The organism is Allobosea spartocytisi, from assembly GCF_014764685.1.
Classification (GTDB): domain Bacteria; phylum Pseudomonadota; class Alphaproteobacteria; order Rhizobiales; family Beijerinckiaceae; genus Allobosea; species Allobosea spartocytisi.
In genome coordinates, this window is record NZ_JACXWY010000032.1 from 1 (window position 1) to 21,681 (window position 21,681).

The following is a 21,681-nucleotide window of genomic DNA, read 5'->3' on the forward strand; positions in this document are numbered from 1 at the left end:
GTCACGGGTGGGGCGGTGGAGCGCAAATACCAGTTATCCGCGCTGCCCGGCGTCACGCCGCCGCGATAGAGAATATATTCGAAGGCGCCGGCGGCGATCGGGCCGGCCTGGGAGAACGCTCCGGTGCTCGTCGTCGCGCCGTTGACGGCGCTGACGACCTCGATGCCGTTGCCGAGCGTCGGGGCGCCAGGGCCGCCCAGATTGACGACGCCAATGGCCGTGCTCCCATTGGCCGTGCCGTTGGAGATGATCAGCCGGTCGGAGGGGGAGGCGCTGTCGCCAAGGACGGTCTGAAGGCTGAGCCTGCCGTTCTGGCCGGTATAGTTGCCGAGGATGGTGAGGCTGTCCGTCGCCGCTGCGGGCCCGTTGGTGAGATCGATCAGGCCGGCATTGGTCACGGTCGCGAGCTGCCCGGCCGTGAACGGCACGATGGCGTGGCTGCCATTGCCGGCGAAGACCGTGCTGGTCGCGTCCACCGTCAGCGTTCCCGTTCCCGTGCCCGCGTCGCCGAGCGTGAGCGTGCTGGCGAAGGTCAGGCGGGAGTTGTTCGTCAGCTCGATCAGCTCCCAGTTGATGAAGCGGGCGACGCCCGTGGCGCTTGTGTTCACCCAGGTCAGACGGTCGGTCCCGGTGCCGCCGTCGATCACGGCCGTCGGCACCAGATTGGCGTCCGTCAGGTTGGTGAAGATGGCGGTGTCGTTGCCGGCGCCGAGCTGGAAGCCCGAGGACAGCACGCCGCCGCCGTTCCAGTTGACGATGTCGCTGCCGTTGCCGCTGATGAGCGCGCCGGCGACGGTGCCGCCGCTGACGTTGAAGACGTTGTTGCCGTTGCCGAAATTGACGAAACCGCCGATCGAGCCGCCCGAGAGGTTGAGCGTGTCGTTGTTCTGCGCTGCCAGGATGTTGCCGATGACCGCTCCGCCCGACATGGTCACGACGTTGTTGGCGAGCGTCATGTTGATCGAGCCGATCTGGCCGCCGGTGATCGTCACGAAGTCACCCTCGTTCAGGCCACCGGTGATGACGCCTCCGGAAATCGTCGCGAAGTCGAGCTCGCCGCCCTGATCGACCGAGCCGTTGATCGTGCCGCCGGTCATGATGAAGGTGTCGACGCCGTCGCCAAGGCCGCTGCCCTGGTCGAGATTCCCGTTCAGGGTGCCGCCGCGCATGATGAAGGTGTCGTTATTGTTGCCCTGGCTGACATTGCCGTTGATGGTTCCGGCGTTGTCGATCGTGAGCCTGTCATTGCCAGAGCTGAGGATCGCGCCGTTGATGGTTCCGCTGGCCAGATTGGTGACGGTGTAGACACCGTTCCCGGCGAAGTTGAGCGCAGCTCCCGTGCCGCCATTGATCTGGGCGGCGCTGCCGCCGACGCCGTTGGTGATGGCGATGGTCTGTGCCGCGCCGGCGGCGCCTGTGCCGGCTGCGATGCCGTCGGTCGTTCCCTGGATGATGCCGCTGTTGTCGATCACCAGCGCCCGCGCCGCGGCGCCCGCCGCGAAGGTCTGGCTGATGCCCGCGCCAGCGCCGCCTGCCGCCGTGCCGGCGATCGTGGCGCCGGCATTGTTGACGATCCGGATCGTCGAGGCCGCATTGCCCTGCAGGATCGCGATGCCGGTCGCGGCACCTGCTCCGGTGTTCGTCGCGGATATCGTGCCCAAATTATTGAAGAGATTGCTTCCCGCACCAGCTCCCGAGGAAAAGCTCAGGCCGGTGAAAGCTCCGGCACCATTGCCCGTCGCGACGATGGAGCCGTTGTTGTTCAGCGTGTTCCCGAAGGTGTTGGTCCCGAATGTCAGCGCCTGGCCGCTCGGGGCCTGCTGGATCGTCGCGCTGGGGTTGACGTTAACGGTGACCGGCACGCCTGCAGGCGCTGCGAATCCGTCAGGGTCGGTGCCCGAACAGGTGACCGTCGCGCCCGCGCCGGGTGGGTCCGGCAAGCATTGCGCCTGAACAGGCAGCGCCGCGAGGAGGCTGCTCATGCCGGCCGCCAGTGCGATGGGGCTGCTTTCCAAGAACGGAAGCCGGAAACGCCGCTTCCTCAGCCGCGCATCACGCGTCTGGACTTGTCCAGACCGTTCGGTGCCAGAGCATCGCCGCATGCTCGCCTCACATCTGCTGATCCTGCACGCAAGATGCAGTGCGAATCGCTCGCAAGCAACCAAAGCGCGAGCATCAGCGTCGTGCTTCGGTGGCAACCGTCTCCAAAAAGTTAAAAGGCGTGGTGGGCTTGGTCGCGGCGGTGGCGATCCCTAGATGGCTGTTGTGGATCGAGCCGAACCCGAGAGACCGATGTCCGAACGCGATAGCGAAGCCAACCGATTCTCCGCCCGCGCGGCACGCTATGCCCGGGTGGGCGCGAATGTCGGCGGGGTGGCGGCGCGGATCGCGGGCGCCAGGCTCTTCGGCGTCGAGGGGCGCGACGCCTCCAATGCCGAGGCGCTGGCCAAGGCGCTGGGCGGGCTGAAGGGCCCGATCATGAAGGTGGCGCAGCTCGTCGCCACCATTCCCGATGTGGTGCCGCCGGAATATGCCGCCGAATTGCAGAAGCTGCAGTCGCAGGCGCCGCCGATGGGCGCAGCCTTCGTCAAGCGCCGGATGATGGCCGAGCTCGGCGCCAATTGGCGCGAGCGCTTCGACGAATTCGACCTGAAGCCGGCTGCGGCCGCTTCACTGGGGCAGGTGCATCGCGCGACGACGCTGGAAGGCACTCCGCTCGCCTGCAAGCTGCAATATCCCGACATGGAATCGGCGGTGGAGGCCGATATCGCCCAGCTCGAGGTGCTGTTCTCGCTGCACCGGCGCATGGGCGCGGTGATCGACACCAGCGAGATCGCCAAGGAGATCGGCGCCCGCGTCCGCGAGGAGCTCGATTACAAGCGCGAAGCCAGGCATGTCGCGCTCTATCAGGCGATCCTGGCGGAGACGCCGCAAGTGCGCGTGCCGGCTCTGGAGCCGGCGCTCTCGACCCGGCGGCTGCTGACCATGCACTGGCTCGACGGCAGTCCGATCCTCTCGCACAAGCAGGACGGGCAGGCGGTGCGCGACCGCATCTCGACCGCGATGTTCAAGGCCTGGTGGCGGCCCTTCAGCCATCACGGCGTCATCCATGGCGACCCGCATCTCGGGAACTACACGGTGTTCTCGGAGGGCGGCGAGCCGCAGGGCATCAACCTGCTCGACTATGGCTGCATCCGCATCTTCCCGCCTTCATTCGTCGGTGGCGTGGTCGACCTCTATCGCGGCCTGCAGCAGGGCGATGATGCCCGCGTCGTCCATGCCTATGAGACCTGGGGCTTCAAGGGGCTGACCAAGGACTTGGTCGACACGCTCAACATCTGGGCGCGCTTCATTTACGGGCCGTTGCTGGAGGACCGCGTCCGGCGCATCGCGGAGGATGTCAGCCCCGCCGAATACGGCCGCAAGCAGGCCTTCCAGGTGCATCAGGCGCTGAAGAAGCGTGGGCCGGTGACGGTGCCGCGCGAATTCGTCTTCATGGACCGGGCCGCGATCGGGCTCGGCGGCGTCTTCCTGCATCTCGACGCCGAATTGAATTTCCACCAGCTGTTCGAGGCGGAGATCGAGGGGTTCACGGTGGAGGGCGTCGCCGAGCGGCAGCACGCAGCGTTGGTCGAGGTCGGGTTGAAGCCCTAGGCTCGCGCGGCTCAGTCGCCACCACGGCCGCAATCGCCGCCGCCGCTGTCGTCGCCGAAGCCTCCGCTTCCTCCGTCGCCGCCGCCGGAGGTGCGGCGCCAGGCCGCGATGTCCTCCTCGTCGCGCTTGGTCTGCTCGCGCGCCTCGGCGAACCAGCGCCTGGCCCTCTCGCGCAGGGCAGGGTCGAGCGCGAAGGGATCATCCCCTTCGGTATCCTTGCGCGGGTCGTCCACGAAAAGCGCCTCCCTTCGATTGCGAGAATTTAGCCGAATCCGGAGGAGTCGTCCTCGCCGTCGCCGAAATGGCGTTAATCGCGGTCGCACGCAGGTTGTGAACTGCGCATGGATGGCGTTGTTAAATCGATTTAAGTTTCGTATTTTCACCGAAACTGGACAGAAGGCCGCGAGGGCGCGGTTCATTTCACCAGCGCGTAACGCTGCCGCGTTGCCCGTCCGTCACGGGTGCGCTACAGGCTAGAGAGACTGTGTCTTTTTCAGGATCGAGACCATGGCCGACCACGCCCATCACGCCGACATTCCCGCGATGGACTATCCCGAGCATGAGCGCACTTATGGCGGCTTCGTGCACATGGCCGAAGTTGGCACGGTGGCCTGCCTCGCCATCGTCGCGGTGCTCGCGGTTGGCGGCACCAAGCACGCCTGGGGTACCGCTCTTGTTGGCACGCTCCTCACGGTGATCGGAACCGGCGTCGGCATCGCCTCGGAGAAGATCTCCTGGCGCGCGCCGCTCGTGGCGCTCGTGCTGATGCTGCTCGCGCTGCTCCTCTACTGATCCGCTTCCCGTAACGCCGGAAAGGCCTGCCCCGCCATGCGCATTGCTGTCCCAGCCGAAACGCAAGGGGCGGAGACCCGCGTCGCCGCGACGCCGGAAACCGTCCGCAAGTTCAAGGGCCTCGGCGCCGAGATCGTCGTCGAGACCGGCGCCGGCAAAGCCTCCGGCATCCTCGATGCCGATTACGAGGCGGCGGGCGCGACGATTGCGAAGACGGCGGCGGAGGCGCTTGCCGGGGCGAATATCGTGCTGAAGGTGCGTCGTCCGGGCGAAAGCGAGATCGCCGGGCTGCCGGCGGGCGCGCTCGTCATCGCGACGATGGACCCTTACGGCAACGAGGCACAGGTCGAGGCGCTGGCCAAGGCCAATGTCGCCGCCTTCGCCATGGAATTCATGCCGCGCATCACCCGTGCGCAGGTGATGGACGTGCTCTCCTCGCAGGCCAACCTCGCCGGCTACCGCGCCGTGATCGACGGCGCCGCCGAATACGGCCGCGCGCTGCCGATGATGATGACGGCGGCGGGCACCGTGCCGGCCGCGAAGATCTTCGTGATGGGCGTCGGCGTCGCCGGCCTGCAGGCGATCGCGACGGCGCGGCGCCTCGGCGCCATCGTGACCGCGACCGATGTGCGCCCCGCGACCAAGGAGCAGGTCGAGTCGCTCGGCGCCAAGTTCCTCGCCGTCGAGGACGAGGAGTTCAAGCAGGCGCAGACGGCCGGCGGCTACGCCAAGGAGATGTCCAAGGAATACCAGGCCAAGCAGGCGGAATTGACCGCCAGCCACATCGCCAAGCAGGACATCGTCATCACCACCGCGCTGATCCCGGGCCGCCCGGCGCCGAAGCTGATCTCGGCGGCGATGGTCGAGAGCATGAAGCCCGGCTCCGTGATCGTCGATCTCGCCGTCGAGCGCGGCGGCAATTGCGAGCTGGCCAAGCCCGGCGAAGTCGTCGTCACGCCGAACGGCGTCAAGATCGTCGGCCATCTCAACGTGCCGGGCCGGCTCGCCGCAACCTCTTCGGCGCTCTACGCCAAGAACCTCTATGCCTTCGTCGAGACGCTGATCGACAAGGCCGAGAAGAAGCTCGCAGTGAACTGGGACGACGAGCTGGTGAAGGCGACCGCCCTGACGAAGGACGGCGCCGTCATCCATCCGAATTTCGCGCCGAAGGCCTGAGCGAAGGAATTCCGACCATGGCAAATCCCTCTCCCGAACAGGCCATCGAAAGCGCCCGCAACGCCGCGGCGCTGGCCAGGCAGGCGGCCGAGCTCGCCGAGCGCTATGCCGACCAGGCGGCGGCAGCGGCCAGCATCGCCACCGGCGGCGTCGATCCGACGATCTTCCGCCTCGCCATCTTCGTGCTCGCCGTCTTCGTCGGCTACTACGTCGTCTGGTCGGTGACGCCGGCGCTGCACACGCCGCTGATGTCCGTCACCAACGCGATCTCCTCGGTCATCGTCGTCGGCGCGCTGCTCGCCGTCGGCGTCGAGGCTCTTCCGGCGCTCGGCGACGGGCCGATCTGGGCCAAGATCTTCGGCTTCGTCGCCCTCGTGCTCGCCTCGGTGAACATCTTCGGCGGCTTCCTCGTCACCGAGCGCATGCTCGCGATGTACAAGAAGAAGGGCTGACGCATGGCCGCCAACCTCTCAGCCCTGCTCTACGTCGTTTCCGGCGTCCTGTTCATCATGGCCCTGCGGGGCCTGTCGCATCCGACCAGCTCCCGCCAGGGCAACCGCTACGGCATGATCGGCATGGGGCTCGCCATCCTGACGACGGTGGTGTTCTTCCCGCCATCGGGCTTCTCGGGCTGGCTGCTCGTCATCCTCGGCATCGCCATCGGCGGCGGCATCGGCGCCTTCATGGCCAAGCGCGTGCAGATGACGCAGATGCCGCAGCTCGTCGCCTTCTTCCACTCGCTGGTCGGTCTCGCCGCCGTGCTGGTGGCGGCTGCGGCGCTCTATGCGCCGGAGGCCTTCGGCATCGGCCATGTCGGCTCGATCCACGGCTCGAGCCTGTTCGAGATGGCGCTCGGCGTCGCGATCGGCGCGGTCACCTTCACCGGCTCGATCATCGCCTTCCTCAAGCTCGACGGGCGCATGAGCGGCAAGCCGATCATGCTGCCGCAGCGCCATGGCATCAATATCGGCCTCGCCATCGCACTTGTCGTCCTGCTGGCGATCTTCATCAAGACCGAGAGCCACGGCGTCTTCTGGCTGATCGTGCTGGTCTCGCTGGTGCTCGGCGTGCTGCTGATCGTGCCGATCGGCGGTGCGGACATGCCGGTCGTCGTGTCCATGCTGAACTCCTATTCCGGCTGGGCCGCCGCCGGCATCGGCTTCACGCTCGGCAACATGGCGCTGATCATCACCGGCGCGCTGGTCGGGTCGTCCGGCGCGATCCTGTCCTACATCATGTGCAAGGGCATGAACCGCTCCTTCATCTCGGTCATCCTCGGCGGCTTCGGCGGCGAGACGGCCGCGGCCGGCGCAGCCGGCGCGGTCGAGGCGCGGCCGGTGAAGCAGGGCTCGCCGGACGATGCCGCCTACATCATGAAGAACGCCGCCAAGGTCATCATCGTGCCGGGCTACGGCATGGCGGTGGCGCAGGCGCAGCACGCTCTGCGCGAGATGGCGGACACGCTCAAGAAGGAAGGCGTCGAGGTCAAATACGCGATCCATCCGGTCGCGGGCCGCATGCCCGGCCATATGAACGTGCTGCTGGCCGAGGCCAATGTGCCCTATGACGAGGTCTTCGAGCTCGAGGACATCAACTCGGAATTCGGCCAGGCCGACGTCGCCTTCGTGATCGGCGCCAACGACGTCACCAACCCGGCGGCGAAGACCGATCCGCAATCGCCGATCTACGGCATGCCGATCCTCGACGTCGAGAAGGCCAAGACGGTGCTGTTCATCAAGCGCGGCATGGGCTCCGGCTATGCGGGCGTCGAGAACGAGCTGTTCTTCAAGCCCAACACCATGATGCTGTTCGGCGACGCCAAGAAGGTCACCGACGAGATCGTCAAGGCGCTGGCGCACTGAACACCCCGCAAAAGCGGGCGCCGCTTTTGCGATGAGGGCTGTTCGAGACCAAACCCGCGCGCCGTCATCGGAATGCTGCAATGGGCCGGCTTGATCGCCGGCCCCTTTCGCTTTCCGGATGACCCCCGCCCGATGCTTCTGCGCCTGACCAGGATTGTGCTGCTGCTGGCGCTGGCGGCCTATCTCGCCACGCTCGGCCTGCTTTATGCCTACCAGCGCGACCTGGTCTTCCCGCTCAATCCGGCGAAGGCGGATATCGCCTCGGCGGGACTTCCGGCGGCCGAGGAGGTGTCGGTGACGACCGCCGATGGCGAGCGGCTCGTCGCCTGGGCGGTGGCGCCGCGGGGCGACAAGCCGGTGCTGCTCTATTTCCAGGGCAATGCCGGCAATCTCGGCGGGCGGGGCCGTGCAGAGAGGCTGAGGGCGCTGACCGCGGACGGGACCGGTCTTTTCGCGATCAGCTATCGCGGCTATGGCGGCTCGACCGGCAGCCCGAGCGAGGAAGGCCTGCAGCAGGATGCCCGGGCCGCCTATGCGGCGGCGGTGCAGCGCTACGGGGCCGACCGGCTGGTGGGCTATGGCGAGTCGCTGGGAACCGGCGTGGTGCTGAAGCTCGCGGCCGAGAGGCCGCTCAAGGCGGTGGTGCTGGAGGCACCCTATCTTTCGGCACTGGCGGTGGCCGAGGCGCGCTATCCCTATCTGCCGCTCGGTCCCTTCATGCGAGACCCTTTCCGCTCGGACACGGTCATCGAGGAGATCAACGCACCGCTGCTGGTCATGCATGGCGAGCGCGACGGCGTCATTCCCATCGCCCAGGGGCAGGCGCTCTACGATCTCGCAAAGCCGCCCAAGCGCTTCCTGCGCTTCCCGGAGGGCCGGCATGCGGACCTGCCGGAGCATGGCGCGATCCCGGAAGTGCGGCGCTTTCTGGCGGATGTCGGGCAGGGGCAATTCAGCGGTGCGCAGGTCCGGACCGTACCATGACAAAGGCCGCCGGATCCGATCCGGCGGCCTCGATCTTCACAGGGCTTCGCCCGCGCTCAGCTCCTGAAGAGACCGCCGCCGCCACCGCCGCCGAGGCGGGACTGGCCGGCGCGGGCCTGGGCATTGTTGCCGTCTAGGCTGAGCGCGCGCTGATAGGCCTGCTGTGCTTCGGATCTCTGGCCGAGCTTCTCCTGGGCGAAGCCACGGCCGGCCCAGGCATCGGCGTTGCGGTTGTCGACATTGAGGGCTGCGGTGAAGTCCTCCAGCGCGGCATCGTATTTGCCGAGCGCGTTCAGGCTCTGGCCGCGCGCCACATAGGGCGGGGCGGTGTAGGGGTTGCGGTCGATCACCGAGTCGAAATCGGTGACGGCGTGCTGGTGCTGGCCTTCCTTCTGATAGACGAGGCCGCGCGAATGGAAGGCTTCGGGCGATTCCGGGTTCAGCCGGATCGCGGTGTTGAGGTCGCTGAGCGCCTGCTGCAGGTTGCCTTGCTGGCGCAGCAGATTGGCGCGGGCGACATAGGCCGGCCCGTAATTGGGGTTGACGGTGGTGGCCTTGTTGAAATCGGCCATGGCCGCATCGTTGCGACCGCTCTGGCGCAGGGCCAGGCCGCGATTCGTATAAGCCGAGGCGAGGTTCGGATCGAGCTGGACCGCCTTGGTGAAATCGCCGATCGCGTCCGAGAAGCGGCCGATGCGGGCGTAGGCGGCGCCGCGGGTGTTGTAGGCGCCGGGATCGTTCTGGTTGCGGCTGATGACCTCGCTCAGCGAGCCGATATTGACGCTGGCATCAGCGTTGTCGCTGGTGTCGAGCACGGCCACGGCTGGCTGGGAGGAGAGACCGGATACGCTGTCGCATCCGGCCAGAGCCACCGCCATGCCAGCGGCCGCCAGCCAATAACTGCCTCGGATCATGCTTCGCCTCATCGATCTCGGCCTCATCGGTCTCGTGCTTCGTCTGCCGCTGAGTCCCAAGCCTCAGGCCCGGGCTCCTTGCGGCGTGATCGCGCTCCCCAGCCGAACAGCGCCTCGTCAGACAAGACGCCCCAAACCCGCCAAAACTTGGTTAACTCCGGCAAAAAACAAGAGCGCCCGGAGCGGACTCCAGGCGCCTGTCATTCTCGGACCCGCCCAGCGCCGCACAAGGCGGCTTGGCCAGGCTCAGGGGCGCTTCGGCTTCACCGGCGCGGGCAGGAGGCCTTCGCGCTGCAGCTTCTTGCGGACCAGCTTGCGGGCGCGGCGGACGGCCTCGGCCTTCTCGCGCGCCTTCTTCTCGGAAGGCTTCTCGTAATGACCGCGGAGCTTCATCTCGCGGAAAATGCCTTCGCGCTGCATCTTCTTCTTGAGGGCGCGGAGAGCCTGGTCGACATTGTTGTCGCGAACGAGAACCTGCACGTGAAACGTCCGTCCTTAGCGGGTTGATCCAAAAATACGGGCCGGCGATGCCGCATGCGGATCGCTCGAAGGTTCGTGCGGATAACAGAATTCGATTTGGCTGTCCACGGCGCGATGCCGCGAAAATGCAGCCGTGGCACGCTTTTTCGCCGGATCGGGGCGAGCGCTCAGCCGCGCTCGGACAAAACCCGGGTGACATGGCCCATCTTGCGGCCCGGACGAGCGTCGCGCTTGCCGTAGAGATGCAGATGCGCGCCGGGCTCGGCGAGGATCTCACGCCAGCGCAAAGCGGCGTCGCCGATCAGGTTCTCCATCTCGACGCGGCCGCGCAGTGCGGCGGAGCCGAGCGGAAAGCCGCAGACGGCGCGGACATGCTGATGGAACTGCGAGGTCTCGGCGCCCTCGCTGGTCCAGTGCCCGGAATTATGCACGCGCGGGGCGATTTCGTTGACGATGACGCGCTCGGTGCCGCCATCCTCCAGCACGAACATCTCGACGGCGAAGACGCCGACATAGCCGAGCGCCTCGCCGATCCGACGCGCCGCATCGATGGCGGCGTCGGAGGCTGTCCTGCCGAGCTTCGCCGGCACGCGGGTGAAGGCGAGGATATGGTCGCGATGCTCGTTCTCGCAGACGTCGAAGGCGGCGAAGGCGCCGTCGAGCCCGCGCGCGGCGACGACCGAGACCTCGCGCTCGAAGGGCACGAAACCTTCGAGGATCGCGGGAAAGCGGCCGATCGCCTCATAGGCCTCGGCGAGGTCGGTGCCGGGAGCGATCTTGACCTGCCCCTTGCCGTCATAGCCGAAGCGGCGTGTCTTCAGGATCGAGGGGCGGCCGAGCGCGGCGACGGCGGCCTCGAGATCGGCCAGCGAATCGACGGCGCGGAACGGCGCGACCGCGAGGCCTAGATCGGCGACGAAGCTCTTCTCGCTCAGCCGGTCCTGCGTCACGGCAAGCGCGCGGGCTCCGGGATGCAGCGGCGTGCGCGCGGCGAGGAAGGCGGCGGTCGCCGCCGGCACGTTCTCGAATTCATAGGTCACGACGTCGACGGCGTCGGCGAAGTTGGCGAGGGCCGCCTCGTCGTCATAATCGGCGACGGTATGGCGGGTGGCCACGTCGAAGGCCGGGCTGTCCGCCTCCGGCGCGAAGACATGGCAGCGTATGCCGAGATCGGCGGCGGCGAGCGCCATCATCCGGGCGAGCTGGCCGCCGCCGAGGATGCCGAGCATGGCGCCCGGCGCGAGGCCGGTCGGAACAGGCGCGCTCATGCCTCGTCCCGATTCGGGCGCTCGGCGATGCCGGCGCTCTGGCGGGCGCGATAGGCCTCGAGACGTTCCGCCAGGGCCTCGTCCGAGAGCGCGAGCACGGCGGCCGCCAGGAGTGCGGCATTGACCGCGCCGGCACGGCCGATGGCGAGGGTGCCGACCGGGATGCCGGCGGGCATCTGCACGATGGAGAGCAGGCTGTCCTGCCCCGAAAGCGCCTTGGATTCGACCGGGACGCCGAAGACCGGCAGCGGCGTCAGCGAGGCGGTCATCCCCGGCAGATGGGCGGCGCCACCGGCACCGGCGATCACCACCTTGAAGCCTTCGGCCTTGGCGCCCTTGGCGAAGGAAAACAGCCGGTCCGGCGTGCGATGGGCCGAGACGATGCGGGCGTCATAGGGGATGGCGAGGGCGTCGAGCGCTTCGGCAGCATGACGCATCGTCGCCCAGTCGGACTGGCTGCCCATGATGATGGCGACGGGTGGGCTGGTCTTGGCCATGGATGCGCTCGGGCTTCGCCTTGGGAAGCGCGCGATCTAGACTGCCCGGCGCCCGATAAGCAAGGGCGAATCGGGTCTGGCGCCCATCGAATCGCCGTGCTCAGGCGATGATGTCGGGCGTCAGCGCATCCTCGATCTGCGAAATGCGGTCCTTCAGGTAGAGCTTCCGCTTCTTCAGCCGCTGCACCTGGATCTGGTTGATCGCGCCGACCCGCTCCAGCGCGTCGATGGCGCTGTCGAGATCGCGGTGCTCCTCGCGCAGCCGCGCCAGCTCCGCGGTGAAGGTCTCGACCTCTTCCGGGCTGAGCTCGAATCCCATGGCCATCTCATCATCGCCGCACTTGGCCGCGACTATGCCTTCGCCGCGATGCGCCTCGCAAGAGCGCGTGTCGCTGCCCAAGCCTCCGGGAGCCTTCTATTCACGGCTTCCGGGAAGGGAGCCGGAGTTGATCACAGAATCTCATGAATGCCGTGTGACAGTGCAGGGCAGACGTGAAGCCGGCTTTCTGTCAGATTGGTACGTCAACTGTTCATCAGGAGGATCCCAGATGTCGTTGCAGACCCGTCTTGTCGAACTCGAGCGCAAGCATCGCCAACTCGAGGACGCGATCGCCCGAGCCGTGGCGAGCCCTTCCTCCAGCGACCTCAGCGTGGCCGAGCTCAAGCGGAAGAAGTTGCAACTGAAGGATGAGATCGAACGCGTAAGGCTGACCATGCCGGGGCGAACCCTGCACTGAGACGACATTCCGCTTCGCCCGCGGGGCGTTACATGGATGCGGACTCGAACCGGCCCGAAAGGGCCGGTTCTTTTTTGCGCTATGGAACCTTCCCGGGATGTCGCATGTTGAAGCGTGGCGTTTCAACATGGGAGGGATAGCATGGGCATTATCTGGACCATCATCATCGGCTTTGTCGCCGGGATCATCGCCAAATTCATCACGCCGGGCTCGAACGAGCCGTCCGGCTTCATTCTGACAACAATCCTCGGCATCGTCGGCGCCTTCGTGGCGACCTATCTCGGTCAATCGCTCGGCTGGTATGCGCCGGGGCAGGGGGCAGGGCTGGTCGGCGCGGTGATCGGCGCCGTCATCGTCCTGTTGGTTTGGGCGATGATCAATGGCCGCCGCGGTTCTGTCTGATCCTGATCGAGTCCAGAAAAGGAGTTCCTGCCATGAGCAATGACAACGGGACCAGCAGCGGTTTTCCGTCGATGACGGCCCTGCTTGGGCTGCTCGCCGTCGCGGGCTACCAGCATCGCGACCAGATCTCGGAGTGGATCAGCAACAAGATGGGCGGCGGGCAGGGCGCCGCTCCGGCGGCCCCAGGGCAGGCGGGGGCCGCGCCCGGTCAGCAGCAGGCTGGCGGTGGCCTTCTCGGTAGCCTGGGCGGCTTGCTCGGCGCTGGCGGCGCCGGAGCGATCCTGAACAGCGGCCTTGGCGAACTGGTCGACCGCTTCAACCAATCCGGGCAGGGCGACAAGGCCAATTCCTGGGTCGGGACGGGCCCCAACCAGGATGTCGCGCCGGGCGATCTCGAGCAGGCGCTGGGGCCGGAGGTGCTCGACGCCATCGCCAAGCAGACCGGCCTCTCGCGCGAGGACCTGCTGGCCCGGCTCTCGAAAGTCCTGCCCGATGCGGTCGATCGCTATACGCCGGGCGGCAATCTCGGCAGCGCCAGGGGCTGAACGCTCCGGACGTAAGAGACATCGCCATGGCAGTGGCGCGGGCTAGAGGGCCCGCGCCATTTCGCGCAGGCGGAATTTCTGGATCTTGCCGGTCGAGGTCTTGGGGATCTCGGTGAAGATCACGGTCCTCGGGCATTTGAACGAGGCCAGATGCTGCTTGCACCAGGCGATCAGCTCCGCTTCGGTCGCCGGCTTGCCCGGCTTGAGCTCGATGAAGGCGCACGGCGTCTCGCCCCATTTCTCGTCAGGCCGGGCGACGACCGCGGCGGCCTGCACGGCCGGATGCTTGTAGAGCGCATCCTCGACCTCGATCGAGGAGATGTTCTCGCCGCCGGAGATGATGATGTCCTTGGAGCGGTCCTTGAGCTGGATGTAGCCGTCGGGATAGCGCACGCCGAGGTCGCCGGTGTGGAACCAGCCGCCAGCAAAGGCGGCGCCGGTCGATCTCGGGTTCTTCAAATAGCCCTTCATCACGACGTTGCCGCGCATCATCACCTCGCCGAGCGTCTGGCCGTCGCGCGGGACGGGCTGCATCGTGTCGGGGTCGAGCACGTCGAGCCCCTCCAATGCGGGATAACGCACGCCCTGGCGGGCTTTCTTCGCGGCCTGCTCGGCCGGCGGGAGCGTGTCCCAGTCGTCGTTCCACTCATTGACCACGGCCGGGCCATAGCACTCGGTCAGCCCGTAGAGATGGGTGACCTCGAAGCCGGCCTGCTTCATGCCGGCGAGCACCGCTTCGGGCGGCGGGGCGGCGGCGGTGAAGAAGGAAACGGTCTGCGGGAAGTCGCGGCGCTCCTCTTCCGGGGCGTTGAGCAGCGTCGACATCACGATCGGCGCGCCGCAGAGATGGGTCACGCCATGGTCGGCGAGCGCGTCATACATCGCCTTGGCCCGGACCTGGCGCAGGCAGACATGGGTGCCGGCGACGATCGAGATCGTCCAGGGGAAGCACCAGCCGTTGCAGTGGAACATCGGCAGCGTCCAGAGATAGACCGGATGGCGGCCGAGATTGCCGGTGATGACGTTGGAGGTGGCCAGCAGATTGGCGCCGCGATGGTGATAGACCACGCCCTTGGGGTCGCCGGTGGTGCCGGAGGTGTAGTTCAGCGCGATCGCGTCCCATTCATCGTCCGGCATCCGCCACGCGAATTCGGGATCGCCGGAGGCGACGAAATCCTCGTAGTCGACGCTGCCGAGGCGCTCGCCCGGCCCGTCATAGACCGGGTCGTCATAGTCGATGACGAGCGGCTTCGCCTTGCAGAGCGCCAGCGCCTCCCGGATCGTGCCGGAGAACTCGCGGTCGGTGATCAGCACCTTCGCTTCGCCATGGTCGAGCGAGAAGGCGATGATGGCGGCATCGAGCCTGGTGTTGAGCGTGTTGAGCACGGCACCGGCCATCGGCACGCCGTAATGGCATTCGAGCATGGCGGGCGTGTTCGGCAGCATCGCTGCGACCGTGTCGTTCTTGCCGATGCCGTGTTTCGCCAGCGCCGAGGCGAGGCGGCGGGAGCGAGCATAGAACTCGGCATAGGAGCGGGTGAGCGGGCCGTGGACGATCGCGGTGTGGCTGGGGAAGATCGCGGCGGCGCGCTCGAGGAAGGTGAGCGGCGTCAGCGGCTGGTGATTGGCCGGGTTGCGGTCGAGATCGGTGTCATAGGGCGTGGTCTTCATCTTGGGCCTTCCGCCGTCGTGTCGCCGCAGGATTAGCCGCTCGCCGGCTCAACCGTAATCCATCCCTTTTGCCGATGCGGCGCAATCGTCGATGGCGGCGGGCTTGCGGTGCGGAAGGCTTCTCGCCACGATGCCATGGAACCGGTCTGGAGAGAGACGATGCGGGTCTTTGCTGCCCTGGCGGGGATGACCGGCTGGGTGGCGCTGGCGCTCCAGTTCTACCTGAGCGTGGTCAACGGCAGCGCGCGGGGGCTGCCTGCCGGCGAGATGGTGCTGCGTTATTTCAGCTTCTTCACGATCCTGACCAACATGCTGGTCGCGCTCGTCCTGACGCGGGCCGTGCTCGCTCCCGGTCGCGGCATCCTCGGCCGGCCCGCAGTGCAGGCGGCGACAGCCGGCTATATCGCCGTTGTCGGCCTGATCTATGTCGCCATCCTGCGCCACACATGGGCGCCGACCGGCCTGCAATGGTGGGTGGATGTGGCGCTGCACTATGCCATGCCGCTGCTCTATCTCGCCTTCTGGCTGGCCTTCGCGGCCAAGGGCAGGCTGCGCTGGGCGATGCCGCTCGGCTGGCTCGCCTATCCCGGGCTCTATCTCGCCTGGGTGCTGGCACGTGGCGCGGCTTCGGGCTTCTACCCCTATCCGTTCATCGACGTGGCGAGGCTCGGCTATGGCCGGATGGCCGCGAACGCGCTCGGCATGATGCTGCTGTTCCTGCTGGTCGGCTTCGCCTTCGTCGCGCTCGATCGCCTTCTGACGCGGGGCCGGGCGCTCACCCCCACAAGCGCAGACCCAGGCCGCCGAGCCCATCGAAGACGAGCTTGAGCCCCACCACGACCAGCAGCCAGTAGATGATGCCGTAGAAGCGCTCGGCTGGGACGCGACGGACCAGCCAGACCCCGGCGAAGGTCGCGGCGATGGCGAAGGGCAGCAGCGCGGCGGAGGCGATGAGGTTTGCGGCGCTGAACTGCCCGAGCGCGATATAGGGAATGATCTTCACCCAGTTCATCGCGGCGAAGAAGATCGCGCCGGTGCCGACGAAGACGGCGGGCGGCAGCTTCTGCGGCATGGCGTAGATCTGGAAGGGCGGGCCGCCGGCATGGGCGACCATGCTGGTGAACCCGCAGAAGAAACCCCAGAAGCTGCCCGCGCCCCAGCTCGCCTGCGTCGCGACAGTCGGCTTCTTGCCGTCGCTCAGCATGCGGCGCAGCGCGAAGCCGACCGAGATCAGCCCGACCGCCAGGACGACGGCTGCGTCCGAGACCTTCGCCGCCAGCAGATAACCCATGAGGATGCCCAGGAGCGCGCCGGGCGCCAGCGTCGCCAGATTGCGGCGATCGAATTCGCGCCGGTAGGACCAGACCGAGACCACATCCTGCGCGATCAGCAGCGGCAGCATGATCGCGGCGGCCGTCACCGGCGAGACGACCAGCGCCATCAGCGGCAGGGACAAGAGGCCGATCCCGGAAAAGCCGCCTTTCGCCAGCCCGGTCAGGATGACGGCCGGCACCATGGCGGCGAAGAAGACGAGATCGAAGGGCATGGAGGAATGCTGCGCCGCAGGGCCGAGAGGTTCGGAATGGGGTGGGCGAAAGTCTTAAAGCAGCGCGCTTGCACTGGCTGAGGGGAGTGCGCAGGATTCCGCGCAAAACCAGCCCCGCCAACGCCGGCTCGCCACGGGGCTTTAGGATGAAACCCGGCGCAGAGGAACGCTTCCCATGAATGGCTCCCATGCGGCGCCCGCCCGCCCGGCGCAAAGCTATCGCGAAACCTATGCAAGCTGGCAGGCCGACCCCGATGCCTATTGGCTCGACATCGCCAAGGGGATCGACTGGATCAAGCCGCCGCGGCAGGCGTTCGACGCCGCTGCCGGCATCTATGGCCGCTGGTTCCCGGACGCGACCTGCAACACCTGCTTCAACGCGCTCGACCGGCATGTGCGCGACGGGCGCGGGCAACAGGTCGCGCTGATCCATGACAGTCCCGTCACCGGAACGAAGGCGAAATACACCTATGCCGAGATGCTCGACGAGGTCGCGACGCTCGCCGCCGTGCTGCAGGACCTTGGCGTCGGCAAGGGCGACCGCGTCCTGATCTATATGCCGATGGTGCCGGAGGCGGCCTTCGCCATGCTCGCCTGCGCGCGGATCGGCGCCGTGCATTCGGTGGTGTTCGGCGGCTTCGCTGCCAAGGAACTGGCGACGCGCATCGACGATGCCGAGCCCAAGGTGATCCTGAGCGCAACCTGCGGCATCGAGCCGACGCGGGTGGTCGAATACAAGCCGCTGCTCGACGGCGCGATCGCAATGGCCCGGCACAAGCCGCAGGCTTGTGTGATCCTGCAGCGGCCGCAGGCCGAGGCCTCGATGCATGCGGCGCGCGACAAGAACTGGCGCATGCTGGTCGCGGCCGCGAAGGCCACCGGGCGCAAGGCCGATTGCGTCGAGGTCGCCGCGACCGACCCGCTCTACATCCTCTACACCTCCGGCACGACCGGCCGGCCCAAGGGCGTGGTCCGCGACAATGGCGGCCACATGGTCGTGCTCAAGGCGACGATGGACCAGCTTTTCGATGTCGGGCCGGGCGAGGTGATGTTCTGCGCCTCCGATGTCGGCTGGGTCGTCGGCCATGGCTATATCGTCTATGCGCCGCTGATCCAGGGCGCGACCAGCGTGCTCTATGAAGGCAAGCCGGTCGGCACGCCCGATCCCGGCGCCTTCTGGCGGGTGATCGCCGAGCATGGCGTGAAGGTGCTGTTCACGGCGCCGACGGCTTTCCGCGCCATCCGCAAGGAGGACCCGGAAGGCAAGTACCTCGCCGGGCACGATCTCTCTCGCTTCAGGGCGCTGTTCCTCGCCGGCGAACGGGCCGATCCCGAGACGCTGAAATGGGCCGAGGCGCTGCTGAAGGTGCCGGTGATCGACCATTGGTGGCAGACGGAAAGCGGCTCGCCGATCGTCGGCGACCCGATGGGCCTGGGCCTGCTGCCGATCAAGCACGGCTCGCCGACCGTGCCGCTGCCGGGCTGGGACGTGCAGTGCCTCGACGAAGGCGGCCGGCCGGTCGAGGCGGGCAAGATGGGCGCGATCGTGCTGAAGCTGCCGCTGCCGCCGGGCGCGCTGCCGACGCTATGGAATGACGATGCGCGCTTCCGGGAGGCCTATCTCACGACCTATCCGGGTTATTACAACACCTCGGATGCCGGTTTTATCGATGAAGACGGCTATGTCTTCATCATGGGCCGCACCGACGACATCATCAATGTCGCCGGCCACCGGCTCTCGACCGGCGGCATGGAGGAGGTTCTGGCGGCCCATCCGGCCGTGGCTGAATGCGCGGTCGTCGGCATCCGCGACGCGCTCAAGGGCGAGCAGCCCTGCGGCTTCGTGGTGCTGAAGGCAGGGGTGACGCAGTCGCCGGCGGAGGTCGAGCGAGAACTCGTCGCGCTGGTGCGCGAGCGGATCGGGCCGGTGGCGGCCTTCAAGCTGGCGGTGACGGTCAACCGGCTGCCGAAGACGCGCTCCGGCAAGATCCTGCGGGCGACGATGAAGAAGATCGCCGATGGCGAGGATTATGCCGTGCCGGCGACGATCGAGGATGTCGGAGTGCTCGACGAGATCGGCGCGGTGCTGAAGGGCAGGGGGCTGGGCTGACCACGCACATCGCCGTTGCGTGAGGTTTCGCAACGGCAATACAACTTCACGTTGAATTTACGGTTTGGTGGCAAGATCGACTGTGGTGGGGATAGCCGCAGGCGCTGAATATGGCTGCTTTGCAAGCTGGCCGGATCTTGTTGCCATTGATCGTCGCGCTGGCGCCGTTCGCGCTGGTGCTGGCGCCGCGCGATAACGCGTCGGTGATTGTCTTCGCAGCCGATGGGCGGGCAGCTGCGGCCGCGATCGCGCATGCCGGCGGTACGGTGCTGGCGCGCTTCAGCTCGTTCGGATTCGTTGCCCGCGCCGAGAGCCCGGGCTTCGCGATGCGTCTCTATCTCGCAGGAGCTCTTCTCGTCCTGGACGGCGCCGGTCGCGGCGGCTGCCTGGCCTCGACAGGGCGTTCATGACTCGTGACGGAAGGGTGGATCCGGTGAGCCGCAGCCTCAATGACATTCGTCAGGCCTTCACGACGCCGCTGATGTACGGGCAATGGGGGTTCGTTCCGATCGTCGCCCTCGTCGCCTGGTTCAACGGGCATTCCATGGTTGCGGTCGCTCTGGTCTCCGCGCTTCTCGCGGGTGGCGGAACGCTGGCCTGGGCGCAGGACAGGACGGGCCTCTCGACGCGGATCACCTCGACGGTCGCGCTGTGCGGGCAGGTCGCCCTGCTGGTGCTGGCCTGCGAAGGCACGCGCTACCAGATCGACATGCACATGGCCTTTTTCGCCGCGCTCGCGGTCACGACGGCGTGGTGCTGCTGGCGGGCGATCCTGGCTGCGACGGCGGTGGTCGCAGTCCACCATCTCGTCCTCAACCTGATCTATCCGCTGGCGGTGTTTCCGGACGGGGCGGAATTCCTGCGCGTCGTCACCCATGCCGTGATTCTGCTGGCCGAGGCCGGCGCACTCGTCTGGCTGGCGCTGCGGCTCGAAAAGGCCTTGTTCACGGCCGATGTGGCGACGGATACGGCTATCGCGAACCAGCAGCGCGAGGATGACCTGCGGCGCGAGGCCGGGCTTGCCGACGAGCGGCGCGACATCGTGGAAGCCAGGCTGCTTGCCGCGGTCGGAACGACGGTCGAGGCGGCGCGGCGCGGCGACTTCTCGGTCCGGACGACGCAAGCCTCAGATCTCGGCCGGCTGAGCTCGCTCGTGCAGGGCGTCGACGAACTCGCCGGCGTCTGCGAAGGCTTTCTCGACGAGACGGACCGGGCGCTGGCGGCGCTGGCGGCGGGCGATCTGACGGCGCGGATGGCGACCGGGTTCGAGGGGCGGCTGGCCGGGGTCGCGGTGAATTTCAACCGCTCGGCCGAGGCGCTGGGCAGCCTGCTGGCTGATGTCACGCAGAGCGCTTCCGATACGCGTCAGGCCGCCGATGCGATCCTGTCGGCGACGGACGACCTGTCGCAACGCGGCGAAAGTCAGGCCGCGGCTCTGGAAGACACGTCCACCGCGATCGAGGGAATTGCCGCGACGATCCGGGCGACGGCGGAGAAGGTTTCCTCAGCCGCCAGCAAGGCCCGCAGCACGGCCGACAGCGCCGATGCAGGCGCGGCCGTTGCCGGCAGCGCCGTGGCGGCGATCGACAGGATCGACGATCAGGCAAGGCGGATCGTCGATATCGTCGAGGTGATGGACGGTCTTGCCTTCCAGACCAATCTGCTTGCGCTCAACGCCTCGGTCGAGGCGGCACGCGCCGGCGAGGGCGGGCGCGGTTTCGCCGTGGTCGCCACCGAGGTCCGGCGGCTGGCTCAGCAATCGGCCGATGCGGCACGGGATGTCCGGCTGCTGATCGACGAGACCAAGACGCAGGTCGATGAAGGCGTGAGATTGGTGCGCGAGGTTGGGCAAAGCCTGAACCTCGTCTCGGGCGACGCGGCTACGGTGGCGCGGGTCTTCGAGGAAATCAGCGACTCCACACGGGAGCAGACCCGGGCGGTGGGCGCGATCGAGCAGACGCTGGCGCAGATGGGTGCCCTGACACAAGACGGCGCGCTCGCCGCTGCCCGTACCAGCGCTGCCGGGCACGGCATGGTGGCGACCGCGGAAACCCTGACGCGGCAGACGGAACGCTTCCGGAGCGCCGCGATATCCACTCCGGAGCGTGAACGCCAGCGGCGCGTGGCATAATCACCGAGCCGTCCCTGGGGGAGCGGCTCGGTCACGCATCGGTCGAGCCTCAGTCCTCGTCGTCCTCGTCGGCCGGGCGCTTGATCTGCTTCAGCTTGGCGAAGACGGAATCGACGTCGATCGCGGCTTCTTCCTCGCGCTTCGGCCGGCTCATGTCGGCGAAGGGCTGGGTCTCCGTCCGCACGGGCTCCGGAGCGGTCGCTTCCTCGACCGAGAGCAGGGTCGAGCCGGCTTCGGCCAGCGCGGCCGGGCGGTCCTTGGCGGCGCGGGCGACCTCGAAGTCCAGGTCGATCTGCGAGCATAGGCCGAGGCTGACCGGGTCGATCGGATTGAGCTGCTGGGCGTTCCAATGCGTCCGGTCGCGGATCTGCGCGATGGTCGACTTGGTGGTGCCGATCAGGCGGATGATCTGCGCGTCCTTGAGCTCGGGATGGTTGCGCAGCAGCCAGAGAATGGCGTTCGGACGGTCCTGGCGCTTCGAGACCGGGGTGTAGCGCGGGCCCTTGGTGCGCTTGATCTCCGGCACCTTCACCTTGCGCTCGGCGAGGCGCAGATGGTGGTTCGGGTTCGCGGCGGCGCGCTCGAGCTCCTCGCGGGTGAGCTGGCCGGAGGTGATCGGGTCGAGGCCCTTGATGCCCGCCGCCACTTCGCCATCGGCAATGCCGCGGACCTCGAGCGGGTGCAGCTTGCAGAACTCGGCGATCTGCTCGAAGGTCAGCGAGGTGTTCTCGACCAGCCAGACCGCAGTGGCCTTGGGCATCAGCGGGGGTTGTGACACGGGGGGCGTCTCCTGAATTGCCCTGGCGCCGTCTCAGGCTCGGCAGGGCAGGGTCGCGGACAATAGCTCTCATGCGCCGACCGGCCTCCTCGGCCGGCCATCCAAATCATCGACGATGAGCAGGATGGCGCGCC

22 protein-coding genes and 1 pseudogene are annotated in these 21,681 nt (G+C 67.3%); 13 read left to right on the top strand and 10 right to left on the bottom strand.

Features of this window, described 5'->3' with window-relative positions; genetic code table 11:
- Positions 1-1,982, bottom strand: a pseudogene (locus IED13_RS26245) (hypothetical protein); the annotation flags it as partial.
- Between the two features lie 310 nt (positions 1,983-2,292).
- On the opposite strand from IED13_RS26245, the gene IED13_RS26250 reads away from it, so the two are divergent.
- Entirely contained in the window at positions 2,293-3,654 is a 1,362-nt protein-coding gene (locus tag IED13_RS26250; protein WP_191125921.1) for an ABC1 kinase family protein, read from the top strand.
- A gap of 11 nt (positions 3,655-3,665) precedes the next feature.
- Here the strand turns inward: IED13_RS26250 and IED13_RS26255 are convergent, their stop codons facing one another.
- The gene (locus IED13_RS26255) at positions 3,666-3,887 is read right to left on the bottom strand and encodes a hypothetical protein (protein ID WP_191125922.1); all 222 of its coding nucleotides are present in this window, start codon (positions 3,885-3,887) and stop codon (positions 3,666-3,668) included.
- Between the two features lie 274 nt (positions 3,888-4,161).
- Between IED13_RS26255 and IED13_RS26260 the strand changes: the two genes are divergently transcribed.
- The 5 genes from IED13_RS26260 to IED13_RS26280 all read left to right on the top strand — a co-directional run bounded on the left by IED13_RS26260 (position 4,162) and on the right by IED13_RS26280 (position 8,468).
- Positions 4,162-4,446, top strand: coding sequence for an aa3-type cytochrome c oxidase subunit IV (locus tag IED13_RS26260; RefSeq protein WP_038359690.1), 285 nt, complete (start codon positions 4,162-4,164; stop codon positions 4,444-4,446).
- A 36-nt stretch (positions 4,447-4,482) separates the two neighbouring features.
- Entirely contained in the window at positions 4,483-5,622 is a 1,140-nt protein-coding gene (locus tag IED13_RS26265; RefSeq protein WP_113254496.1) for a Re/Si-specific NAD(P)(+) transhydrogenase subunit alpha, read from the top strand.
- Positions 5,623-5,639: 17 nt separating this feature from the next.
- On the top strand, positions 5,640-6,074 hold the full coding sequence (locus IED13_RS26270) for an NAD(P) transhydrogenase subunit alpha part 2 (RefSeq protein WP_038359688.1): 435 nt from the start codon (positions 5,640-5,642) through the stop codon (positions 6,072-6,074).
- Positions 6,075-6,077: 3 nt separating this feature from the next.
- A complete protein-coding gene (locus tag IED13_RS26275; protein ID WP_038359687.1) occupies positions 6,078-7,484 on the top strand; it encodes an NAD(P)(+) transhydrogenase (Re/Si-specific) subunit beta in 1,407 nt (468 codons plus the stop codon).
- A gap of 132 nt (positions 7,485-7,616) precedes the next feature.
- A complete protein-coding gene (locus IED13_RS26280; protein ID WP_191125923.1) occupies positions 7,617-8,468 on the top strand; it encodes an alpha/beta hydrolase in 852 nt (283 codons plus the stop codon).
- Positions 8,469-8,524: 56 nt separating this feature from the next.
- On the opposite strand, the gene IED13_RS26285 is transcribed toward IED13_RS26280, so the two are convergent.
- From IED13_RS26285 to IED13_RS26305, 5 genes are all read right to left on the bottom strand, one after another.
- Positions 8,525-9,382, bottom strand: a complete 858-nt coding sequence (locus IED13_RS26285) for a tetratricopeptide repeat protein (RefSeq protein ID WP_248312782.1) — start codon at positions 9,380-9,382, stop codon at positions 8,525-8,527.
- A gap of 246 nt (positions 9,383-9,628) precedes the next feature.
- Positions 9,629-9,862 (bottom strand): 30S ribosomal protein S21, encoded by a 234-nt coding sequence (gene rpsU, locus IED13_RS26290; RefSeq protein WP_038359685.1) that lies wholly within the window; start codon positions 9,860-9,862, stop codon positions 9,629-9,631.
- A 167-nt stretch (positions 9,863-10,029) separates the two neighbouring features.
- Positions 10,030-11,130 (bottom strand): 5-(carboxyamino)imidazole ribonucleotide synthase, encoded by a 1,101-nt coding sequence (locus IED13_RS26295; protein ID WP_038359684.1) that lies wholly within the window; start codon positions 11,128-11,130, stop codon positions 10,030-10,032.
- Positions 11,127-11,627 (bottom strand): 5-(carboxyamino)imidazole ribonucleotide mutase, encoded by a 501-nt coding sequence (gene purE, locus IED13_RS26300; RefSeq protein WP_038359683.1) that lies wholly within the window; start codon positions 11,625-11,627, stop codon positions 11,127-11,129. The genes IED13_RS26295 and purE overlap by 4 nt, the downstream gene beginning before the upstream one ends.
- A 100-nt stretch (positions 11,628-11,727) precedes the next feature.
- A complete protein-coding gene (locus tag IED13_RS26305) occupies positions 11,728-11,946 on the bottom strand; it encodes a YdcH family protein (protein WP_038360360.1) in 219 nt (72 codons plus the stop codon).
- A gap of 229 nt (positions 11,947-12,175) precedes the next feature.
- Between IED13_RS26305 and IED13_RS26310 the strand changes: the two genes are divergently transcribed.
- From IED13_RS26310 to IED13_RS26320, 3 genes are all read left to right on the top strand, one after another.
- Positions 12,176-12,364 carry a YdcH family protein gene (locus IED13_RS26310; protein WP_038359682.1) on the top strand — a complete coding sequence of 63 codons (189 nt, stop codon included), beginning with the start codon at positions 12,176-12,178 and terminating at the stop codon, positions 12,362-12,364.
- A 141-nt stretch (positions 12,365-12,505) separates the two neighbouring features.
- Positions 12,506-12,766 carry a GlsB/YeaQ/YmgE family stress response membrane protein gene (locus tag IED13_RS26315; protein ID WP_038359681.1) on the top strand — a complete coding sequence of 87 codons (261 nt, stop codon included), beginning with the start codon at positions 12,506-12,508 and terminating at the stop codon, positions 12,764-12,766.
- A 32-nt stretch (positions 12,767-12,798) separates the two neighbouring features.
- Complete coding sequence (locus tag IED13_RS26320) at positions 12,799-13,311, top strand: YidB family protein (RefSeq protein ID WP_248312783.1); 513 nt, start codon at positions 12,799-12,801, stop codon at positions 13,309-13,311.
- Between the two features lie 42 nt (positions 13,312-13,353).
- Here IED13_RS26320 and IED13_RS26325 read toward each other — a convergent pair whose 3' ends face one another.
- Complete coding sequence (locus tag IED13_RS26325; RefSeq protein WP_191125924.1) at positions 13,354-14,982, bottom strand: acyl-CoA synthetase; 1,629 nt, start codon at positions 14,980-14,982, stop codon at positions 13,354-13,356.
- Positions 14,983-15,141: 159 nt separating this feature from the next.
- On the opposite strand from IED13_RS26325, the gene IED13_RS26330 reads away from it, so the two are divergent.
- Entirely contained in the window at positions 15,142-15,810 is a 669-nt protein-coding gene (locus IED13_RS26330; RefSeq protein ID WP_191125925.1) for a Pr6Pr family membrane protein, read from the top strand.
- On the opposite strand, the gene IED13_RS26335 is transcribed toward IED13_RS26330, so the two are convergent.
- The gene (locus tag IED13_RS26335) at positions 15,758-16,528 is read right to left on the bottom strand and encodes a sulfite exporter TauE/SafE family protein (protein WP_038359679.1); all 771 of its coding nucleotides are present in this window, start codon (positions 16,526-16,528) and stop codon (positions 15,758-15,760) included. The genes IED13_RS26330 and IED13_RS26335 overlap by 53 nt on opposite strands.
- Before the next feature lie 175 nt (positions 16,529-16,703).
- Between IED13_RS26335 and IED13_RS26340 the strand changes: the two genes are divergently transcribed.
- The 3 genes from IED13_RS26340 to IED13_RS29285 all read left to right on the top strand — a co-directional run bounded on the left by IED13_RS26340 (position 16,704) and on the right by IED13_RS29285 (position 20,769).
- A complete protein-coding gene (locus IED13_RS26340) occupies positions 16,704-18,638 on the top strand; it encodes a propionyl-CoA synthetase (protein ID WP_191125926.1) in 1,935 nt (644 codons plus the stop codon).
- A 146-nt stretch (positions 18,639-18,784) separates the two neighbouring features.
- A complete protein-coding gene (locus IED13_RS26345; RefSeq protein ID WP_038359676.1) occupies positions 18,785-19,048 on the top strand; it encodes a hypothetical protein in 264 nt (87 codons plus the stop codon).
- Between the two features lie 23 nt (positions 19,049-19,071).
- The gene (locus IED13_RS29285) at positions 19,072-20,769 is read left to right on the top strand and encodes a methyl-accepting chemotaxis protein (RefSeq protein WP_191125927.1); all 1,698 of its coding nucleotides are present in this window, start codon (positions 19,072-19,074) and stop codon (positions 20,767-20,769) included.
- A gap of 49 nt (positions 20,770-20,818) precedes the next feature.
- Here the strand turns inward: IED13_RS29285 and IED13_RS26355 are convergent, their stop codons facing one another.
- The gene (locus IED13_RS26355) at positions 20,819-21,547 is read right to left on the bottom strand and encodes a DUF1013 domain-containing protein (RefSeq protein WP_038359672.1); all 729 of its coding nucleotides are present in this window, start codon (positions 21,545-21,547) and stop codon (positions 20,819-20,821) included.
- Positions 21,548-21,681: the final 134 nt, after the last annotated feature.

Excerpts from the sequence above, each read along its gene's own strand:
- IED13_RS26250 (WP_191125921.1), top strand. The coding sequence starts at position 2,293 with ATGTCCGAACGCGATAGCGAAGCCAACCGATTCTCCGCCCGCGCGGCA.
- IED13_RS26295 (WP_038359684.1), bottom strand. The coding sequence starts at position 11,130 with ATGAGCGCGCCTGTTCCGACCGGCCTCGCGCCGGGCGCCATGCTCGGC.
- IED13_RS26320 (WP_248312783.1), top strand. The coding sequence starts at position 12,799 with ATGAGCAATGACAACGGGACCAGCAGCGGTTTTCCGTCGATGACGGCC.
- IED13_RS26325 (WP_191125924.1), bottom strand. The coding sequence starts at position 14,982 with ATGAAGACCACGCCCTATGACACCGATCTCGACCGCAACCCGGCCAAT.
- IED13_RS26305 (WP_038360360.1), bottom strand. The coding sequence starts at position 11,946 with ATGGGATTCGAGCTCAGCCCGGAAGAGGTCGAGACCTTCACCGCGGAG.
- IED13_RS26260 (WP_038359690.1), top strand. The coding sequence starts at position 4,162 with ATGGCCGACCACGCCCATCACGCCGACATTCCCGCGATGGACTATCCC.
- IED13_RS26340 (WP_191125926.1), top strand. The coding sequence starts at position 16,704 with ATGAATGGCTCCCATGCGGCGCCCGCCCGCCCGGCGCAAAGCTATCGC.
- IED13_RS26285 (WP_248312782.1), bottom strand. The coding sequence starts at position 9,382 with ATGATCCGAGGCAGTTATTGGCTGGCGGCCGCTGGCATGGCGGTGGCT.
- IED13_RS26275 (WP_038359687.1), top strand. The coding sequence starts at position 6,078 with ATGGCCGCCAACCTCTCAGCCCTGCTCTACGTCGTTTCCGGCGTCCTG.
- IED13_RS26330 (WP_191125925.1), top strand. The coding sequence starts at position 15,142 with ATGCGGGTCTTTGCTGCCCTGGCGGGGATGACCGGCTGGGTGGCGCTG.
- IED13_RS26315 (WP_038359681.1), top strand. The coding sequence starts at position 12,506 with ATGGGCATTATCTGGACCATCATCATCGGCTTTGTCGCCGGGATCATC.
- IED13_RS26335 (WP_038359679.1), bottom strand. The coding sequence starts at position 16,528 with ATGCCCTTCGATCTCGTCTTCTTCGCCGCCATGGTGCCGGCCGTCATC.
- IED13_RS26280 (WP_191125923.1), top strand. The coding sequence starts at position 7,617 with ATGCTTCTGCGCCTGACCAGGATTGTGCTGCTGCTGGCGCTGGCGGCC.
- purE (WP_038359683.1), bottom strand. The coding sequence starts at position 11,627 with ATGGCCAAGACCAGCCCACCCGTCGCCATCATCATGGGCAGCCAGTCC.
- IED13_RS26265 (WP_113254496.1), top strand. The coding sequence starts at position 4,483 with ATGCGCATTGCTGTCCCAGCCGAAACGCAAGGGGCGGAGACCCGCGTC.
- IED13_RS26310 (WP_038359682.1), top strand. The coding sequence starts at position 12,176 with ATGTCGTTGCAGACCCGTCTTGTCGAACTCGAGCGCAAGCATCGCCAA.
- IED13_RS26270 (WP_038359688.1), top strand. The coding sequence starts at position 5,640 with ATGGCAAATCCCTCTCCCGAACAGGCCATCGAAAGCGCCCGCAACGCC.